Below are 16,090 nucleotides of genomic sequence, written 5' to 3' on the forward strand. Positions count from 1 at the left end.
CCGTCGCGCGCCCTCATCCAGTCGTCGATCTACGACACGTTCCTCGGCGACGCGATCGAGCGCACGAAGGCGGTGCGGCAGGGCAACCCGCTCGACACCGAGACGATGATCGGCGCGCAGGCGTCGAACGACCAGCTCGAGAAGATCCTGTCGTACATCGAGATCGGCAAGGCCGAGGGCGCGAAGGTGCTCACGGGCGGGTCGCGCGCCGAGCTCGGCGGCGACCTCGCGGGCGGGTACTACGTGACGCCCACGATCTTCGAGGGCAAGAACTCGATGCGGATCTTCCAGGAGGAGATCTTCGGGCCCGTCGTCGCGGTGACCGACTTCTCCGACTTCGACGACGCCATGACGATCGCCAACGACACCCTCTACGGCCTCGGGGCCGGCGTCTGGTCGCGGTCGGGCAACACCGCCTACCGCGCGGGCCGCACCATCGAGGCCGGACGCGTGTGGACGAACACCTACCACGACTACCCGGCACACGCCGCGTTCGGTGGATACAAGCAGTCGGGCATCGGCCGCGAGACCCACCTGATGATGCTCGAGCACTACCAGCAGACCAAGAACCTGCTGGTGGGTTACGCGCAGAACGCCAAGGGCTTCTTCTGATCCTGGCGCCAGGCACGTCGACGCCGCCACGCAACCTTTTTCAGGTTGTGTGGCGGCGTTCGTCGTGTCAAAGCGTGCCCCTCATCGGCCGCGACACGCGTCGCACAAGGTTTTGAGTAGCACTCGGTCTGTCCGTAGGGAACCGACGTTGCCGCAGAGTTCGCATACCTTCGATGATTCGTCCGTCGACGCGTCGATCAGCGCGTCGCAGACATCGCGGGTGAAGTCATCGACGGTCTCGCCGAAATCCACATAGCAGCGCAACGTCCCGTACTTCTCCTTGATCTGTGCGTAGGTGAAATCGGAGGTTACGGAGGTTAGCTGCTGATGTAGCCGAGACAGTAACGGATACCAGCCGATGTTGACCGTGCAGTCCACCTCCGGCGATGCCATCGCCGGAGGCAGCTGCGCCGGGTCGTCGGCCATCAGGCTGCCCCACGGTCCGACACGGGCTGGGCGTCGTCGTCGACGGCGACCCCTGCCAGCGCGGCCAACGCCTCACCCAGGAGCCGGTCGATAGCCGAGTAGACCGTGCCGCAGGACTTCTCGATCTTCTGTGCGTTCTTCTCGATGGCACCGGCGGTCTTTTTGATGTCGTCGATTCCGCGCAGTTGTTCGACGGCGGTGGTGATCTTTTCTTCGGCTGTCGCGATCTCTTGCGCGCCGGATCGGTTTGCTGTCGTGAGCGCGGACGCACGCAGCAGCATGACAACGGTGCGCAGGAGATCGGAATCATCGTTGAGCGGGTCGAAGGCGAGCACAATCCGGCGCTTTCCCAGTACCCGGATTGTCTCACCGCAGTTCTGCTCAACGCTCCGGACGAGCCCGACGGCTGCGTCGGCCTGACGGTTGCGCTCGGCTTCGTCGAAGTACGCCCCCCAACCGTCCCGCTTGGAGTCGGTTACCTCGACGACCACGCGGGCAGCGCCCCCGTCAACGGTAAGTACTCCGTCTCCCTTCTTCGATCGAGGGATTGCTCCGACGGTGGTTCCGGTCTCGCAGTACTCGTCACCGATACCGGCGGCGATGGTCTGAAGGACCTCATGGATCTCGTTCTCGTAGGTACCGCCCTTGATGGGGGAGACCTTGCTGACCGACGCCTTCGCCTCGGCGACCCGCAACGCCGTCACCACGACGTCGAGACGCTCGGACAGCTCCGAATGTTGCTTCGTCAGCTGCTCGGTGAGCGTCTCCTGACGTTTGGCGAGCTCAGCTGAGTGCTTGGCCATCGGCGACGCGGGATCGGCAGGGTCGAACTGCTTGGCAGCCTTGGTCAGCAGTTCGGTGGTGTTCGCCGCCGCGCGCTTGTCCAGATTGGCGGCGAACTGCTCGAGCAGCGGCGCGAACCTGTCGATCACCTCCGGGTCGGTGCCGCCGAACAGACGCTTGAGTTCCGCTTCGGTCTCCTGCCGCATCGAGGTGATCGCCTCGGTCAGCGACTTCCGCGTCGCCTCGTCGGCTTCCCGGAACGCCTTCTGCGCGTCAGCGGCTGCTTTGGTCACGGCCTCCGACGCGGCTTTGACGCTGCGGTCGGTCATCGCTGCGGCTTCCGCTGTCGAGGTGCTCGCCTTGTCACCGAGCTCCGTAATCATGCGTTCCAGTGCCTGTGCTTCCTGTGCCTGACCGGTGGCCGAGAGCGCGTGGGCGCCGACGGTGAGCGCCTTGGTCACAAACTCGCCGAGATCAGCCTCGGCCAAGGTCGTGAGGTCATCGACGAGCGCGCCCCGTTCCCCGGTTGTCCATCGCTGTGCCTCACGCACGACGTCCTTGCCGGTCACCGTCACGTTCTCGATCACCACCGACGTGATGTCGGCGTCAAAGTGCGCGGAGCTGGGTGAATTGGTCATGTTGGCCTCCTACGGCTCGCGGCGGCCGCGGATCGGCTGCCGCACCAAGGTTGGAACCGAGGAGAGGGACATAGCAACAGAATTCACTGTTAAGCCCACTTAACAGTGATTCCGTGTGATGGAAGACGATCGCCGACTAGGGTTCTCGTTATTGCCCGCAAGGATTCCACGAGGAGGTGACCGACGGGTGAGCACGTTGACGATGCAGGACATCGCCGTGCTGGCGAGGGTATCGCGGCCGGCCGTCAGCCAGTGGCGGAAACGCCCGGTGGTACGAGGACAACTCATCCCGTTTCCGACGCCGGTCGCCACCGTCGACACAGTTGAGCACTTTGATGAAGCAGACATCATGGCGTGGTTGGAGCGGACCGGCAGAGGGAAGAACCTAGAAGAACAACACCTTGACGTGGGTGCCTACTCGCTGCCCGATGGTGTTCGGTACGACGACGTGGTGCTCCTGTTGGCGCTGTACGCGCTGTCCGGTGTGGACTTGGCAGGAGCGTCACATGCAGACCTCGTGGCCGCGGCAGTCGCAGCCGACCCGACCGATGAATCGATCGCCGGCGAGGTCCGGTCACTCGATGTCGACGCCGACACGTTGACGTTCACCGACCACCTCATCAATGCCTCACTCGGCACCCCCGATGCCCTTGCGCGATTGGAACGTGGACGGCTCGGGAGAGCGCGCAGCGTTCGAGACCTGACCGATGAGGCAATGAGGCTGATGCGCCATGTTGTCGAGGTTGCGGTGACTCACGTCGGCGACGACGTGGCCATCGTGCCGGTCGGTGGATCCGATCTGGCGCTTGCCGTCGCAGATACCGGTGGCCGGCTGGTGGTCGACGGAGGTGTGGGTGATCCACGTGATCTCAGGCGGCGAGCCATTATCGCCCAGGTGGAGACTGACACCGCTGCACGCGGCCCGGCGGTGTCGGTTGTATCGCTCCTCGGAGCCGAGCTCGGGGTCGTCCTGGAAGCCGTCGATGCGGCCTTGCTCGAGCTGAACGACGGAGACGTGGTGGTGATCCTGGCATCGGCAGCTGCGCTTACCGATCACCTCGCCGGCGATCTTCAGCGCCGTAGGTCGGAGACGCTCAAGATCGGCAATACGGTTGCAGCGCTGCGTCTCCCGCGTGGCATGTGGCGCGAGGCGCATCGACAGAGTCAGGCGATGTGGATCTGCAAGGGCGGCGTCGGAGTCGGCCGCCTTCAGGTGGCAGACCTCAACGCCATCGACCCGACAGCACTCGGCGACCTCGCGAGCGACATTGCCGCAGCACTTGACCAAGACGTCCGCAGAGCGTTCCGGTTCACTCGACCGCGAGACATGCTGCGCATCCGAACCAGCGGAACCGTTGTGCCGCAGGGTACTCAGGCCCCGCGCCTGCATCCACGACGTGCCGCATCCCATGCTGATCGAGTCCATGAAGCTACGCTGCAGACGTCTGAACCGGCGCCAACGGTCGACATTCTGATCTCCTCGTCGGCAGGACGGTTTCGGACACAACAGTTTTCGATCGACGAGTTGATCGAACAGAAGCTGGTCACGGTCATGTCCGGCAATCGAATCGATCCAGATGCTGCCGACCCGGAGGGCACCGTTGCCGTGCTGCCCGACCGCCCGTTCCGGCTGGACCCTTTCGACGCCGCCCAGCGCTACCCCCGGGCCCGCCGAACCGAGCCCGGCGACATCGTTCTTGTGGAGAAGCCGGCACCGCGAGCCGTTATCGACACCGCCGGTGGGTCGCTGGTCGCGGCACCGGCAAAGATTCTGCGTATCCATCGCAAGGCACTGTTCGGACCGCACACCATCGCAGCGATCATCAACACGCGCTGCGCACCAGGGTCCGAATGGCGGACCTGGTGCGTACCCGAGTTCACGGCCGACGAAGCGGCTCGCTTGGAAACAGCGTTGACCGAAGTCGCCGACTACCAGCGCGCCGTCGAGCAAAAGGCTGCCGCCGCAAAGGACTTGGTCGGCGCACTCATCGACGGGATCGCCGAAGGCGAGATCTCGCTGGACGCAGACAAGACCACCGCCGGGATAACGGCAACAGCAATCACAGCAAGCACTGAGACAGCGTGAGGGGAAGGGAATCCACACAGATGGCTGCACGACGAAAGGCGGAGCCGACGGCTCCGTCCACGATGAAAGAACTCAAGGACACGTTATGGAAGGCCGCCGACAAACTGCGTGGCTCGCTGTCGGCGAGCCAGTACAAAGACGTGATCCTGGGGCTGGTCTTTCTCAAGTACGTGTCCGACGCTTATGACGAGCGACGCGAAGAGGTACGGCGTGAGCTGACTGCCGACGGCTTCGACGAGGAGCAGATAGACGAGGTCATCGACGACACCACCGAGTATCACGGCGCGGGCGTCTTCGTCGTCCCGCCGATCGCGCGGTGGTCGTTCCTAGCGGACAACGCCAAAGGCTTCACGCCGAGTGACGGCACTCCCGACAAGAACATCGGCCAGCTGATCGACGAGGCCATGGATGCGGTGATCGCCGCCAACAAGTCGTTGGGCGGAACGTTGCCGCGAATCTACAACCGCGACAACATCGATCAACGACGACTCGGTGAACTGGTCGACCTGTTCAACAGCGCTCGGTTCAGTCGCCGGGGCGATCACAAGGCTCGCGACCTGATGGGCGAGGTGTACGAGTACTTCCTCGGCAACTTTGCTCGCGCGGAAGGTAAGCGGGGTGGCGAGTTCTTCACGCCACGCAGCTTGGTTCGGGTGATCGTCGAGGTGCTCGAGCCGACCAAGGGCCGCGTGTACGACCCATGTTGCGGATCGGGTGGCATGTTCGTCCAGACCGAACAGTTCATTTACGAGCACGACGGCGACCCCAAACAGGTGTCGGTGTACGGACAGGAGTCCATCGAGGAAACCTGGCGAATGGCCAAGATGAACCTGGCCATCCATGGCATCGACAACAACGGTCTGGGTTCCCGCTGGGGCGACACCTTCGCACGAGACCAACACGCAGATCTCCAGATGGACTACGTGATGGCCAACCCGCCCTTCAACATTAAAGACTGGTCACGCAACGAAGAAGACCCACGCTGGCGTTTCGGTGTACCACCGGCTCGCAACGCGAACTACGCCTGGCTGCAACACATTCTGTACAAGCTCGCTCCGGGCGGCAAGGCGGGAGTGGTGCTCGCCAATGGGTCGATGTCGTCGAACAGCAACGGCGAAGGCGATATTCGCGCCGAGATCGTTGATGCAGACCTCGTCTCGTGCATGATCGCTCTACCCACGCAACTGTTCCGCAGTACCGGAATCCCGGTGTGCCTGTGGTTCTTCGCCAAAGACAAGACGAAGGGGTCGCAGGGCTCGATAGACCGCAGCGGTCAGGTGCTGTTCATCGACGCCCGCGAAATGGGCTACATGGTGGATCGCGCCGAGCGGGCACTCGCCGGCGAGGAGATCGTCAAGATCGGCGACACCTTTCATGCGTGGCGTGGTTCCTCGTCCGCCGAAGCCAAAGGCATTGCATACGAAGATATTCCGGGTTTCTGCAAGTCGGCGACGCTCGAAGAGATCAAAGTTGCCGGCTATGCACTAACGCCTGGCCGGTATGTAGGGGCGGCCGAGGTTGAGGACGACGGTGAGCCGATCGACGAGAAGATCGCGCGGTTGAAGACGGAATTGTTTGCGGCGCTGGATGAGTCGGCGCGGTTGGAGAAAGTTGTGCGGACGCAGATGGAGCGGGTCGATGGGTGAATGGGAGCAAGTGCGCCTCGGTGACTTGGTCGAGGTCTACAACTCCGAAAGGAGGCCAATCAAATCGACCGACCGTGTGAGTGGTTCTACGCCTTACTATGGAGCGAGCGGGGTGGTCGACTGGGTTGAGGGTCACACCCACGACGGTGAGTTCCTCCTCATTGCCGAGGATGGGGAGAATCTGAGATCCCGTTCGACACCGGTCGCGTTTCGTGCGACCGGTCAGATCTGGGTGAACAATCATGCCCACGTCGTGGCGGGCAAGCGCACATTTGACACGAGATTCCTAGAACACGCACTCGCAAAATGCGATATCTCCGGGTACTTGACTGGGAGTGCGCAGCCGAAGCTGTCGAGAACGGCGATGGAGTCCATCGCGCTGCATGTGCCACCACCCAGTGTCAGGGAGGCGATTGCCGAAGTCCTCGGCGTCCTCGATGACAAGATCGCAGCTAACGAGCGAGTTGGGGTTACTACGAAGGCCCTTCTGCGGGCAGAGTTCGACAAGCTTGGTGTTGTCCCGCGTTCTGACGAAGAGATAGGTGAATGCCGGCTGGATCGGTATGTGCAGCTCAATCCAAGGTTATCAATCCGGCGAACCGGCGATCTTCCATTCCTGGAGATGAAGAACCTTCCAGATCGCTCCATGACGGTGTCGCAGTGGTCGCACCGCGAGGCAAAAAGCGGGGCTAGGTTCATGAATCAAGACACCCTGCTGGCTCGGATCACTCCTTGCTTGGAGAACGGCAAGACCGGCTATGTCGATTTTCTTGCAGAGGATGAGATAGGCATTGGCTCAACTGAATTCATCGTGTTGCGTCCGGCTAAAGGCGTTCCTCCCGCGTTGGTCTACTTCTTGGCGGTGGACGATGACTTTCGAGCTCATGCGATCAGGCACATGGTCGGCACTTCTGGCCGGCAGCGCGTTGCGGCTGGTGACCTGGCCGAGTTCAGATTGCACAGTGTGTCTGCGAGTGCGCTTGAGCGGTTTGGGGAGAGTGCCGGTCCGCTAATGGCTCAGGTAAAAGCCGGCGTGGAGGAGTCGCGGAGGCTCGCCCACACCCGCGACCAGATGCTCCCCCTGCTCATGTCCGGCAAGTTGACGGTCAACGACGTCGAGGACGAGGTCAGCTGCATGGTCTGACTACAGAAAGCATCAGTAGCCGGTCGGAGTGTCAGAGTCACGTGTCAGAGTGTCAGAGTCGGAGGAGGTGAGATGAACACAGTCGATCTCGTGGCTCGTTTGCGCAGGTTGGGGACCGACCTCACGCAGGTGGAGGTCAAGTCGGCGGCAGGCGGTCTGTCCAAGGACGTCGTCGAGTCGCTCAGCGCCTTCGCCAACGGGGATGGCGGAGTTCTACTCCTCGGGCTCTCCGAAACCGACGGGTTCGCGCCTGCACCCGGCTTCGACGCCAAAGCGATCCGTGACGCACTGGCCAATGCTTGTGCCGACCAGATGGAGCCACCGCTGCGACCTGCGATCGAGATCGAGGAGTTCGAGGGCGCACTCATCGTCCGAGTAGACGTCGACGAGATCGACCCGCTGAACAAGCCGTGCTACGTCAAGACGCGCGGCCATCATCAGGGCTCGTTCATCCGCAGCGGCGACGGCGACCGCGCCCTATCCGCCTACGAAGTCGCGCAACTGCTGGCCAACCGCACACAGCCGAAGCACGACCTCGAACCGATCACCGACGCCACGTTGGACGATCTCGACGGCGAACTCGTCGATCGGCTGATCCGTCGGGCCCGAGATCGGCATCCGCGGACCTTTCGCAACCTGGAAACTGAGGAGGCGCTGGCGCGGCTGAACGTGGTCACGCACGTCGACGGTCGGTATGTGCCGACCCTGGCCGGCGTCATCTCGCTGGGCAACTACCCGCAGCAGTTCCTCCCGCAGCTCTTTGTCGCCGTCGTCGTGTCTCCGGGTACCCAGATCGGCGACCAGTCGCCTGACGGAGTTCGGTTCCTGGACAACGTGACCGCCGACGGGCCGATCTCCGACATGGTCGCGACCGTGGAGGAAACGCTGCGCCGCAATATGCGCAAGGCAGCGGTGGTGAAAGGCCTCTACCGCCAGGACCGCTACGACTACCCGCTGGACGTCATCCGCGAACTCGTTGTCAACGCCATCATGCACCGCGACTACAGCTCTGCGTCGCGTGGCATGCATGTCCAGATCGAGCTCTACCTCGATCGACTCGTCGTCAACAGCCCCGGCGGGCTGTTCGGCGATGTCTCTGCACGCTCCCTCGGTACGGCCGAACAACGCTCGTCGTCGCGAAACGCCTCACTGGCCAAGCTGCTAGCCGACATTCCGGTCGACGCGCACAGTAACGAGTCGATCGGGGAGAACCGCGGCAGTGGTCTTCCCAACGCGATGCGGTCGCTGCGCCAGGCCGGCATGAGTCCAGCGCGATTCGACGTCAGCCCCGGACATGTTCGGGTCACCGTGCCCGGACATGCCCTTCTCGGTGTCGACGTGACGGAGTGGATCAGCAGCCTCGGCGAAGCTGATCTGACGTCGACCCAAGATCTCGCGCTGGCCATGGCGCGGGTGACCGGGCGGGTCACGAACGCCATGCTGCAGGCGTGGGGTGTTGATCGTCTCGCGGCGGGTACCGCGCTACGGGACTTGGTGGACCGGGACTTGTTGGTGGTCACCGGCGGCAAGCGATACGCGAGTTACCAGCTGTCGGATCATGCTGCCACAGTTATAGATTCACCGACGGCACAAAGGCGATCAGACGATTCGTCGGATGCGGGCACAGAGGGAATAGCCGCCGACCTCGATGCTGTCGAACAGGCCATAGCTGCGGGTCACGTGACTGCCCGCGCAATCGAAGCCGCACTGGGAATGAACTATCGGGCGGTCCTGCGCCGCCTCACCAAACTCATCGACGCGGGCCGTGTCCAGCGAATCGGGCAGCGGCACAGCAGTCGTCAGACATATCGACTCACAAATAAGGACTCAAAATGAGCATGATTTCCGAATCTGAATGGGAAGCACAGGCATTGGAGTGGCTGGCCGACCAGGAATGGCGACCGCTGCACGGTACCGACATCGCGCCAGGAACCGAGAACGGCCGCACCTCCTGGGACGACATCGTCCTACCCGATCGATTACTCGCCAAGATGCGGGAGCTCAACCCGGCCGTGCCGTACGAGTATCTGGTGCAGGCGCGTGCAGCGATCTTGGCGCCGCAATCACAGGACGCGATAGCCGAGAACCACCGACTCCATGAGTATTTGGTCAAGGGCTATCGCGGCATCAGCTACATCGACCACGAGGGACTCGAGCAGACCCCGACGATCGTGCTCGTCGGAACGCGCCCGGAGAACAACGAACTACTTGCCGTACAACAGGTGACCGTTCGCAACTCCGAGCACCATCGACGGTTTGATGTGGTGCTCTACCTCAATGGCCTGCCGGTCGCCTTCTTCGAACTCAAGCAAGCCGGCTCCGAGCACGCCGATCTCGCGTCTGCGCACGCTCAGCTGGAGACGTACCTCCGCGAGTTCCCCATGGTGTTTCGCTTCACGGTCGTCGCCGTGATCAGCGACGGGATCACCGCCAAGTACGGCACACCATTCACCCCGCTCGAGCACTATGCGCCCTGGAACGTCGACGACGACGGGAAATCGGTCACCACCGGCCACGCGACCGACCCAGACAAGATGGGCCTCGAACTCGAGTACTTGATCGACGGTGTGTTCAACCCGGAGCGGTTCCTGCAACTCCAACGCAACTTCACCGCGTTCGACACAGGCGCAAACGGATACGTCAAGCGAATTGCCAAGCCGCACCAGTACTTCGCGGTCACCAAGGCGGTGGGAAACACTGTCGCGGCGGCGGAGAGCACGGGTAAGGCCGGAGTCGTCTGGCACACCCAGGGCTCGGGCAAGTCGATGGAGATGGAGCTCTACGCACACCTTGTCGCGCGTCAACCGAAACTCAAGAACCCGACCCTGATCGTCGTCACCGACCGGCGCGAGCTCGACGGGCAGTTGTTCGAAACCTTCAACCGATCCGAACTCCTGGATGAGTCGCCGGTCAAGGTGACGAAGCGTGAGCAACTGCGAGATGAACTGTCGAACCGCACCACCGGTGGCATCTACTTCACCACGCTGCAGAAGTTCAGCCGCACCAAGGAAGAACGAGAAGCGGGTGTGGATCATCCGCTCCTGACCGATCGTCGCAATGTCATCGTGATCGTGGATGAAGCACATCGCAGCCACTACGACGACCTGGACGGCTATGCGCGACACCTCGCCGACGCGGTACCCAACGCCACACTCATCGCGTTCACCGGAACGCCGATCTCCTTCGCCGAACGCAACACCCGCGAAGTGTTCGGCCCCTACATCGACATTTATGACCTCACGCGCGCGGTCGACGACGGCGCCACCGTTCCGGTCTACTTCGAGCCGCGACTCATCAAGGTCGGACTCGCGGACAACGTCACCGAAGGCGATCTCGACCGGGCAGCGGATGAGGCAACCGTCGGGCTCGACGATGCCGAGCGAGCACAGATCGAGCAATCCGTCGCCGTCATCAACGCCGTATACGGTGCGCCGGAACGTCTCAAGTCACTTGCCGCCGACATCGTCGGCCATTGGGACGGGCGATCCGAATCGATGGAGAGCTTCATCTCCACTCGCGGAAAGGCATTCATCGTCGCCGCCACCCGTGACATCGCGGCACGGCTGTACGAGGAAATCGTCGCGCTGCACCCCGAGTGGCATGACGACGCAGTCGACAAAGGCGTCATCAAGGTCGTCTACTCGGGCAGCGCCAAGGATCAGGGTCTAGTCGCGAAACACGTACGACGCGATGCGCAGAACAAGATCATCCAGAAACGTCTGAAGGACGCTGACGACGAGCTGCAACTCGTCATCGTCAAGGACATGATGCTGACCGGGTTCGACGCACCTCCCCTGCACACGCTGTACCTGGACCGGCCGCTCAAGGGTGCGCTGTTGATGCAGACCCTGGCACGTGTGAACCGCACGTTCCGCGGCAAGCCGTCGGGACTCTTGGTCGCCTACGCGCCCCTCGCCGACAATCTGCAACAGGCCCTCGCCGAGTACACCGAGACCGACCAAGCCAAGCAGCCCGTCGGTCGCGACATCGACGAAGCGGTCGCGCTCACACGGGAACTTCTCAAACAGCTCGACACGGTGTGCGCAGGCTACGACTGGCGCGCCAAGGTCAAAGAGTCGGACCGCGGTTGGATGAAGGCCGCGGTCGGCCTGACCGACTATCTGAGGTCGCCCGAGACGCCGGGTAACAAGGTGAGTAACGACGAAGAGACCCTCGGCGCACGCTACCGCTCACTCGCAGCGAACCTAGCGCGGGCCTGGTCACTCGCGGGCGGCAACCGGACGATGGAAGAGCTGCGGCCGACGGTTCAGTTCTATGAAGAAGTTCGGGTGTGGATGGGCAAGTTCGACGCAGCCGAGCGGCAGGCCGGGGGAAGGCCCGTACCCGAAGAGGTGAAGCGGCTGCTGTCCAAGCTGGTCGCGACGTCCACGGCTAGCGGCGAGATCGTCGACATCTATGACGCTGCGGGGCTACCCAAGCCATCGCTGTCGGATCTCGGTCCCGACTTCGAGGCGAGGGCCAAGGCCGCGACCAACCCGCACCTGGCGATCGAGGCGCTGCGGGCAACGTTGAACGAGGAGTCTGCCCGAGCCACCAGAAACAACGTCGTTCGCCAGCGTGACTTCTCCGAGCGCATTGCGGAGCTGATGAAGCGTTACACCAATCAGCAGATCACGTCGGCGGAGGTGATCGCAGAGCTCATCGAGATGGCCAAAGAGGTTGCGGCCGAAGGCAACCGCGGCAAGCGCTTCACGCCCGAGTTGTCGGAGGATGAGCTCGCGTTCTATGACGCCGTTGCTACGAACGAATCGGCTGTGGAATTTCAGGGCGACGAGGTTCTCGCTCAGATCGCGAGGGATCTGGTTGGCATCATGCAGCGGGACACGAAGTTCGACTGGACTGTACGCGACGATGTGCGCGCCAAGCTGCGATCCTCGATCAAGCGTCTGCTGGTCAAGTACAAGTACCCGCCGGACAAGCAGCCGGGAGCAATCACCACGGTGTTCGAGCAGATGGAGATGATGGCGCCGCGGTTTGCCGAACAGAACCTCTCGGTAGGTGTTTGATGCCTAAGCGATGGATCGATCTGCCGAACGTCTCACCAGCCGAAGTGCAGCTGCTCCGAATCATCGAACAGTTGCATGCGAAGTTCCGCGTGTTCCCGGAGTTGCAGTCAGCGGATTCGATGACTGCGCGCGTCGCGGAGTTGATCGCTCAGCGCGATGCGTTAGCCGGTGACCTCTGGAACAACCGGGCCGATCGAGTTGGTGGTCTCTCGGGATTCGCTGCGGTGCGTGCGTCAATGGAAGTGCTGGACGAAGCCACACAATTAGTCGTTGGCGAATTGGTCTCGAGAGTCCCAGCCAAGTCGATCCACGAGCAGATGAATGGCTGGGCCTACCTTGAGGCCGAGTTGCAGCAACCTGTGGCCGATGCCGGACCACTCGCGGACAGCAAGCTGTGGCGGCAGCGGGCGGCCACGGCGCATGTGGGTTCGCTTGAGCGACTGGGTAACCCCGACGACTACGTGGGCGACGACTCAATTGAAGACATCGCGGTCCCCCCGGACCTTGTGTGGACTGACGCAGACCGAAAGGCGGCACTCGACGAAGCAGTCTCGATGTACGGCCTCGAGCCAGGGGAGTGGTACACCCTGGAGTGGCCACCGACAGAGGCATTCTTATGGAGCGTAGGCGAGGTCCTGCGCAGCGATTGGGAACCGTGCGGTGAACACGAAGACTGCCCGGACACCGACGAAGCGGACGAATGCGTGTCGTGTTCGGAGTCTATCCAGGAGACCGTAGTGGAACACGCTATCTGGAAGTTCACGGCCAGGCTGGCAAAGATCCGCCTGGGATTTGACGCCGACGGCACGCTGGTCGACGAGTACGGCAGGGAGGAGATCGATTCGTCGTTCGAAGTCCGCCAGATCCTGCAGGATCCGCGAGACATTCTCATCGGCCCACCGGGCCGCGGTCGGCGATGGTGAGGGCGACACTGGGGTACATCCTGGCCGCAGACTGGCAGTTCGTCGTGTGCAACGCGGCTGCAACAGAACAGCGACTACTCTGTGGTTCAGATCACAGTGAGAGGTAAACGATGAGCAGTACAGAATCAACCCCGTCGACATCGGCCTCAGCGGCCGCGGACGGGGCGGTGCCTGATCGTGTGATCGCCACAGACGCCGCCGTGCAGCTCCTGACCAAGTTGTCGGAGCTGCACGGCGGGCTCATGATTCACCAGTCCGGCGGATGCTGCGACGGTTCGGCGCCGATGTGTTATCCCGTCGGCGACTATCGGGTCGGGCAGCGTGACGTATTGGTGGGCGTGATCGAGCTGCCTGAGCCTTTGCCCGACGTGCGGGTCTGGATCAACGGCGACCAGTTCGAATTGTGGAAGCACACCCAGTTGATCCTCGACGTCGTGAAGGGTCGCGGCGCGGGATTCAGTCTCGAGGCGCCGGAAGGTGTCCGATTTCTTTCTCGTGCAAGGGCTTTCAGTGCGGAAGAGAACGCGATACTCACGGCGAATCCGCCGTTGACCGGCGCTGCAGTCGGCGTCTGACGAGATCGTTTCACTGACGACGCTATTGTCCGAGTCGTCGGAAGGGTCCGAACTGCGAGGTCACTGTGAGTGTGGGTCATTTGATCTGCTAGCTTTCTCACGTCGTCATCGACGATGTGGTCGGGGACACAGAGCTAGAACAGAGGATTGACCAGAATGAACCGCAAGATCAGTTGTGCAGTTGCCATCGCGGCCGCGGCGGGAGCCGTCTCGTTCGCAATGCCGGGTACGGCTTCGGCCGCGCCGGTGTCCGATTCGAACTGCGCCAAGGTCGCAACGCCGTCGAACCCGAACGGGTGGGGCAATACCGTGTTCGACGAAAAGGGCCAGGCAGGCAAGATCACCGCAGGAGTTGCCTCCGACAGCGACGGCTCGCTGGAGTTCAACACCTCAGCATCGACCAAGCGTCAGGCGTCGTACCACTCGGCCGGCAGTCTGCCGCTCGCCGATCTCAACGGCAGTGCGCTCACCTTCCAGAAGTCGAACGGCAACGCCAACTGGCAGATCCGCATCACGGGCGCGAACACCGGCACGGCGAGCGGGTTCGCCACGCTCGTGTGGGGGGCTCCCATCGGAGCGGGCAAGGCCGACGCGACGTCGTCGAATCAGTGGTGGGCGACCCGCAAGCTCGGCAACATCCCTGCCGCGCAGAATGCGTCGCTGTCGGCTCTCATCGCGGCCGCGAACTCGAACGGCAAGAAGGCCGTCGTCGACCTGTACGGAATCTCCAGCCAGCCTGGTGGCACGGCCGATGCGAAGGTCAACGTCGACGAGGTGACGTTCAACGGCTGCACGACCAACTTCATGGTCTCCGGCGGCGGAAACGGCTCGATCGAGTTCCCGAACTTCGGTTCGTAATCACGTCGTCTCGCAACGTCAGCGATTCCTCGACCGGGGTGGCCGCAATGTGGCCGCCTCGGTCGATTCGCGTCATGGCTGGGACATGTCGCCGGTGGCCGGCACGCCGTCGGCGAGTTCGTAGCGCAGCAACACCGTGCCGTTCGGACTCGCGACGGGCGGGTCGATGAGTCGGAGGTTCGCGGGCACCCTGCGGGCGTCGAAGATGCGTTTGCCGCTGCCCAGGAGGATGGGGTGAACCCAGAGGTCAAGGCGGTCAAAGAGGCGCTTGGACAACAGAGTTTGGACCAGATTCAGGCTGCCGACGACGGTGACGTGCTGGTGTCGGTCACGGATCTCGCCGATTGCAGACGAAAGGTCGGGGCCCAGTTGTGTTGAGCCATCCCATGTGAGATCGACCGAACCGCGCGAGGCAACGTACTTCGGAATTCTGTTGAACAACGAGCCGAACTCGTCGCTCTGACGGGGCCAGTAGCCTGCAAAGATGTCGTAGGTTCGTCGACCAAGAAGCAGAGCGTCGGTGTCGGCGTACGCGGCAACGACCTGAGCGCCCGACGTTTCGTTCAGTAGGGGTGCCTGCCACCCTCCGAAGTCGAAATCGTCCGGATCCTCGTCCGGTCCTCCAGGTGACTGTCCTACGAGGTCGAGCGTGGTGAACAGTTCGATCTGAATGATGCCCATTGCGTACTCCTGATGTTGGCGGGTCGACGAAGGGGCAGACCCGATGTCGTTCCAGAAGTCATCGCCGGCGCGTGACGATCGGCAAACTCCGGGTCTCCGCATCCGCCGATCGGGGGGATGCGATCATCAACCGGCCAATCGGCCGCGCAGTGGATGTGAGCCCGCCGGTGTCAGGCCGAAACTCATTGGTGTCGAAAGAAAAACACCAGATCGGCCGCGAGACCGGGAAATCGAGAAGTAGCCCATGTACTCCACAACACAGGACTCCACAACACAGGACTCCACAACACAGGACCCCAGCGTCGGCGCTACCGGGAGTGCGGCCACCGCATCCGCTCCCAAGCGTAAGAACGTGATCGTCGGCATCATCGCCGGACTCGCACTGATCATTGCGGCCATCGGAATCGGCCTCGGTGTGACGGCAATGGGCCACAGCGGAACCGCGCATGCAGCGACGGCGCCCTACAGCAATTCGTCGACGAGCGGCGGGTCGCAGTCGGACGGTGCCGGTACGGTATCTCCTGCTGTGCCGTCGCAGCCAGGCAACGACGTCTCGCCTGCTGTGCCGTCGCAGCCGGGCAACAATGTGTCGCCTGCTGTGCCGTCGCAGCCGGGCAACAATGTCTCGCCTGCTGTGCCGTCGACGCCGGGTAACAATGTGTCACCCGCGCAGCCGTCGACACCGACCGGC

13 protein-coding genes are annotated in these 16,090 nt (G+C 62.7%); 10 read left to right on the forward strand and 3 right to left on the reverse strand.

Features of this window, described 5'->3' with window-relative positions; translation table 11 throughout:
* Positions 1–612: aldehyde dehydrogenase family protein (locus tag B3T59_RS07830; RefSeq protein WP_287001927.1), on the forward strand; the 612-nt coding region annotated here is incomplete at its 5' end.
* Positions 613–693: 81 nt separating this feature from the next.
* Here B3T59_RS07830 and B3T59_RS07835 read toward each other — a convergent pair.
* Entirely contained in the window at positions 694–1,038 is a 345-nt protein-coding gene (locus B3T59_RS07835; protein ID WP_251721506.1) for a hypothetical protein, read from the reverse strand.
* Entirely contained in the window at positions 1,038–2,459 is a 1,422-nt protein-coding gene (locus B3T59_RS07840) for a Fis family transcriptional regulator (protein ID WP_287001928.1), read from the reverse strand. Before B3T59_RS07840 ends, B3T59_RS07835 begins: the two co-directional genes overlap by 1 nt.
* Positions 2,460–2,646: 187 nt before the next feature.
* Between B3T59_RS07840 and B3T59_RS07845 the strand changes: the two genes are divergently transcribed.
* The 8 genes from B3T59_RS07845 (at position 2,647) to B3T59_RS07880 (ending at position 14,718) form a co-directional block, all read left to right on the forward strand.
* Complete coding sequence (locus B3T59_RS07845) at positions 2,647–4,545, forward strand: hypothetical protein (protein ID WP_287001929.1); 1,899 nt, start codon at positions 2,647–2,649, stop codon at positions 4,543–4,545.
* A gap of 20 nt (positions 4,546–4,565) precedes the next feature.
* Positions 4,566–6,191: a type I restriction-modification system subunit M gene (locus tag B3T59_RS07850; RefSeq protein WP_287001930.1), complete on the forward strand. Its 1,626-nt coding sequence runs from the start codon at positions 4,566–4,568 to the stop codon at positions 6,189–6,191.
* Positions 6,184–7,335 (forward strand): restriction endonuclease subunit S, encoded by a 1,152-nt coding sequence (locus tag B3T59_RS07855; protein WP_287001931.1) that lies wholly within the window; start codon positions 6,184–6,186, stop codon positions 7,333–7,335. Before B3T59_RS07850 ends, B3T59_RS07855 begins: the two co-directional genes overlap by 8 nt.
* A 72-nt stretch (positions 7,336–7,407) precedes the next feature.
* Positions 7,408–9,171 (forward strand): ATP-binding protein, encoded by a 1,764-nt coding sequence (locus B3T59_RS07860; RefSeq protein ID WP_287001932.1) that lies wholly within the window; start codon positions 7,408–7,410, stop codon positions 9,169–9,171.
* Positions 9,168–12,362, forward strand: coding sequence for a type I restriction endonuclease subunit R (locus B3T59_RS07865; RefSeq protein ID WP_287001933.1), 3,195 nt, complete (start codon positions 9,168–9,170; stop codon positions 12,360–12,362). The genes B3T59_RS07860 and B3T59_RS07865 overlap by 4 nt, the downstream gene beginning before the upstream one ends.
* Positions 12,363–12,598: 236 nt before the next feature.
* A complete protein-coding gene (locus B3T59_RS07870; protein WP_287001934.1) occupies positions 12,599–13,285 on the forward strand; it encodes a hypothetical protein in 687 nt (228 codons plus the stop codon).
* 110 nt (positions 13,286–13,395) lie between these two features.
* The gene (locus tag B3T59_RS07875; protein WP_251721514.1) at positions 13,396–13,860 is read left to right on the forward strand and encodes a DUF779 domain-containing protein; all 465 of its coding nucleotides are present in this window, start codon (positions 13,396–13,398) and stop codon (positions 13,858–13,860) included.
* Between the two features lie 156 nt (positions 13,861–14,016).
* Positions 14,017–14,718: a hypothetical protein gene (locus B3T59_RS07880; RefSeq protein WP_251721515.1), complete on the forward strand. Its 702-nt coding sequence runs from the start codon at positions 14,017–14,019 to the stop codon at positions 14,716–14,718.
* Positions 14,719–14,790: 72 nt separating this feature from the next.
* On the opposite strand, the gene B3T59_RS07885 is transcribed toward B3T59_RS07880, so the two are convergent.
* Positions 14,791–15,399 carry a dihydrofolate reductase family protein gene (locus B3T59_RS07885; protein ID WP_251721516.1) on the reverse strand — a complete coding sequence of 203 codons (609 nt, stop codon included), beginning with the start codon at positions 15,397–15,399 and terminating at the stop codon, positions 14,791–14,793.
* A gap of 244 nt (positions 15,400–15,643) precedes the next feature.
* On the opposite strand from B3T59_RS07885, the gene B3T59_RS07890 reads away from it, so the two are divergent.
* Positions 15,644–16,090: hypothetical protein (locus B3T59_RS07890; RefSeq protein ID WP_287001935.1), on the forward strand; the 447-nt coding region annotated here is incomplete at its 3' end.

Origin of the sequence: Gordonia sp. UBA7860 (assembly GCF_002500165.1) — a bacterium.
GTDB lineage: Bacteria > Actinomycetota > Actinomycetes > Mycobacteriales > Mycobacteriaceae > Gordonia > Gordonia sputi.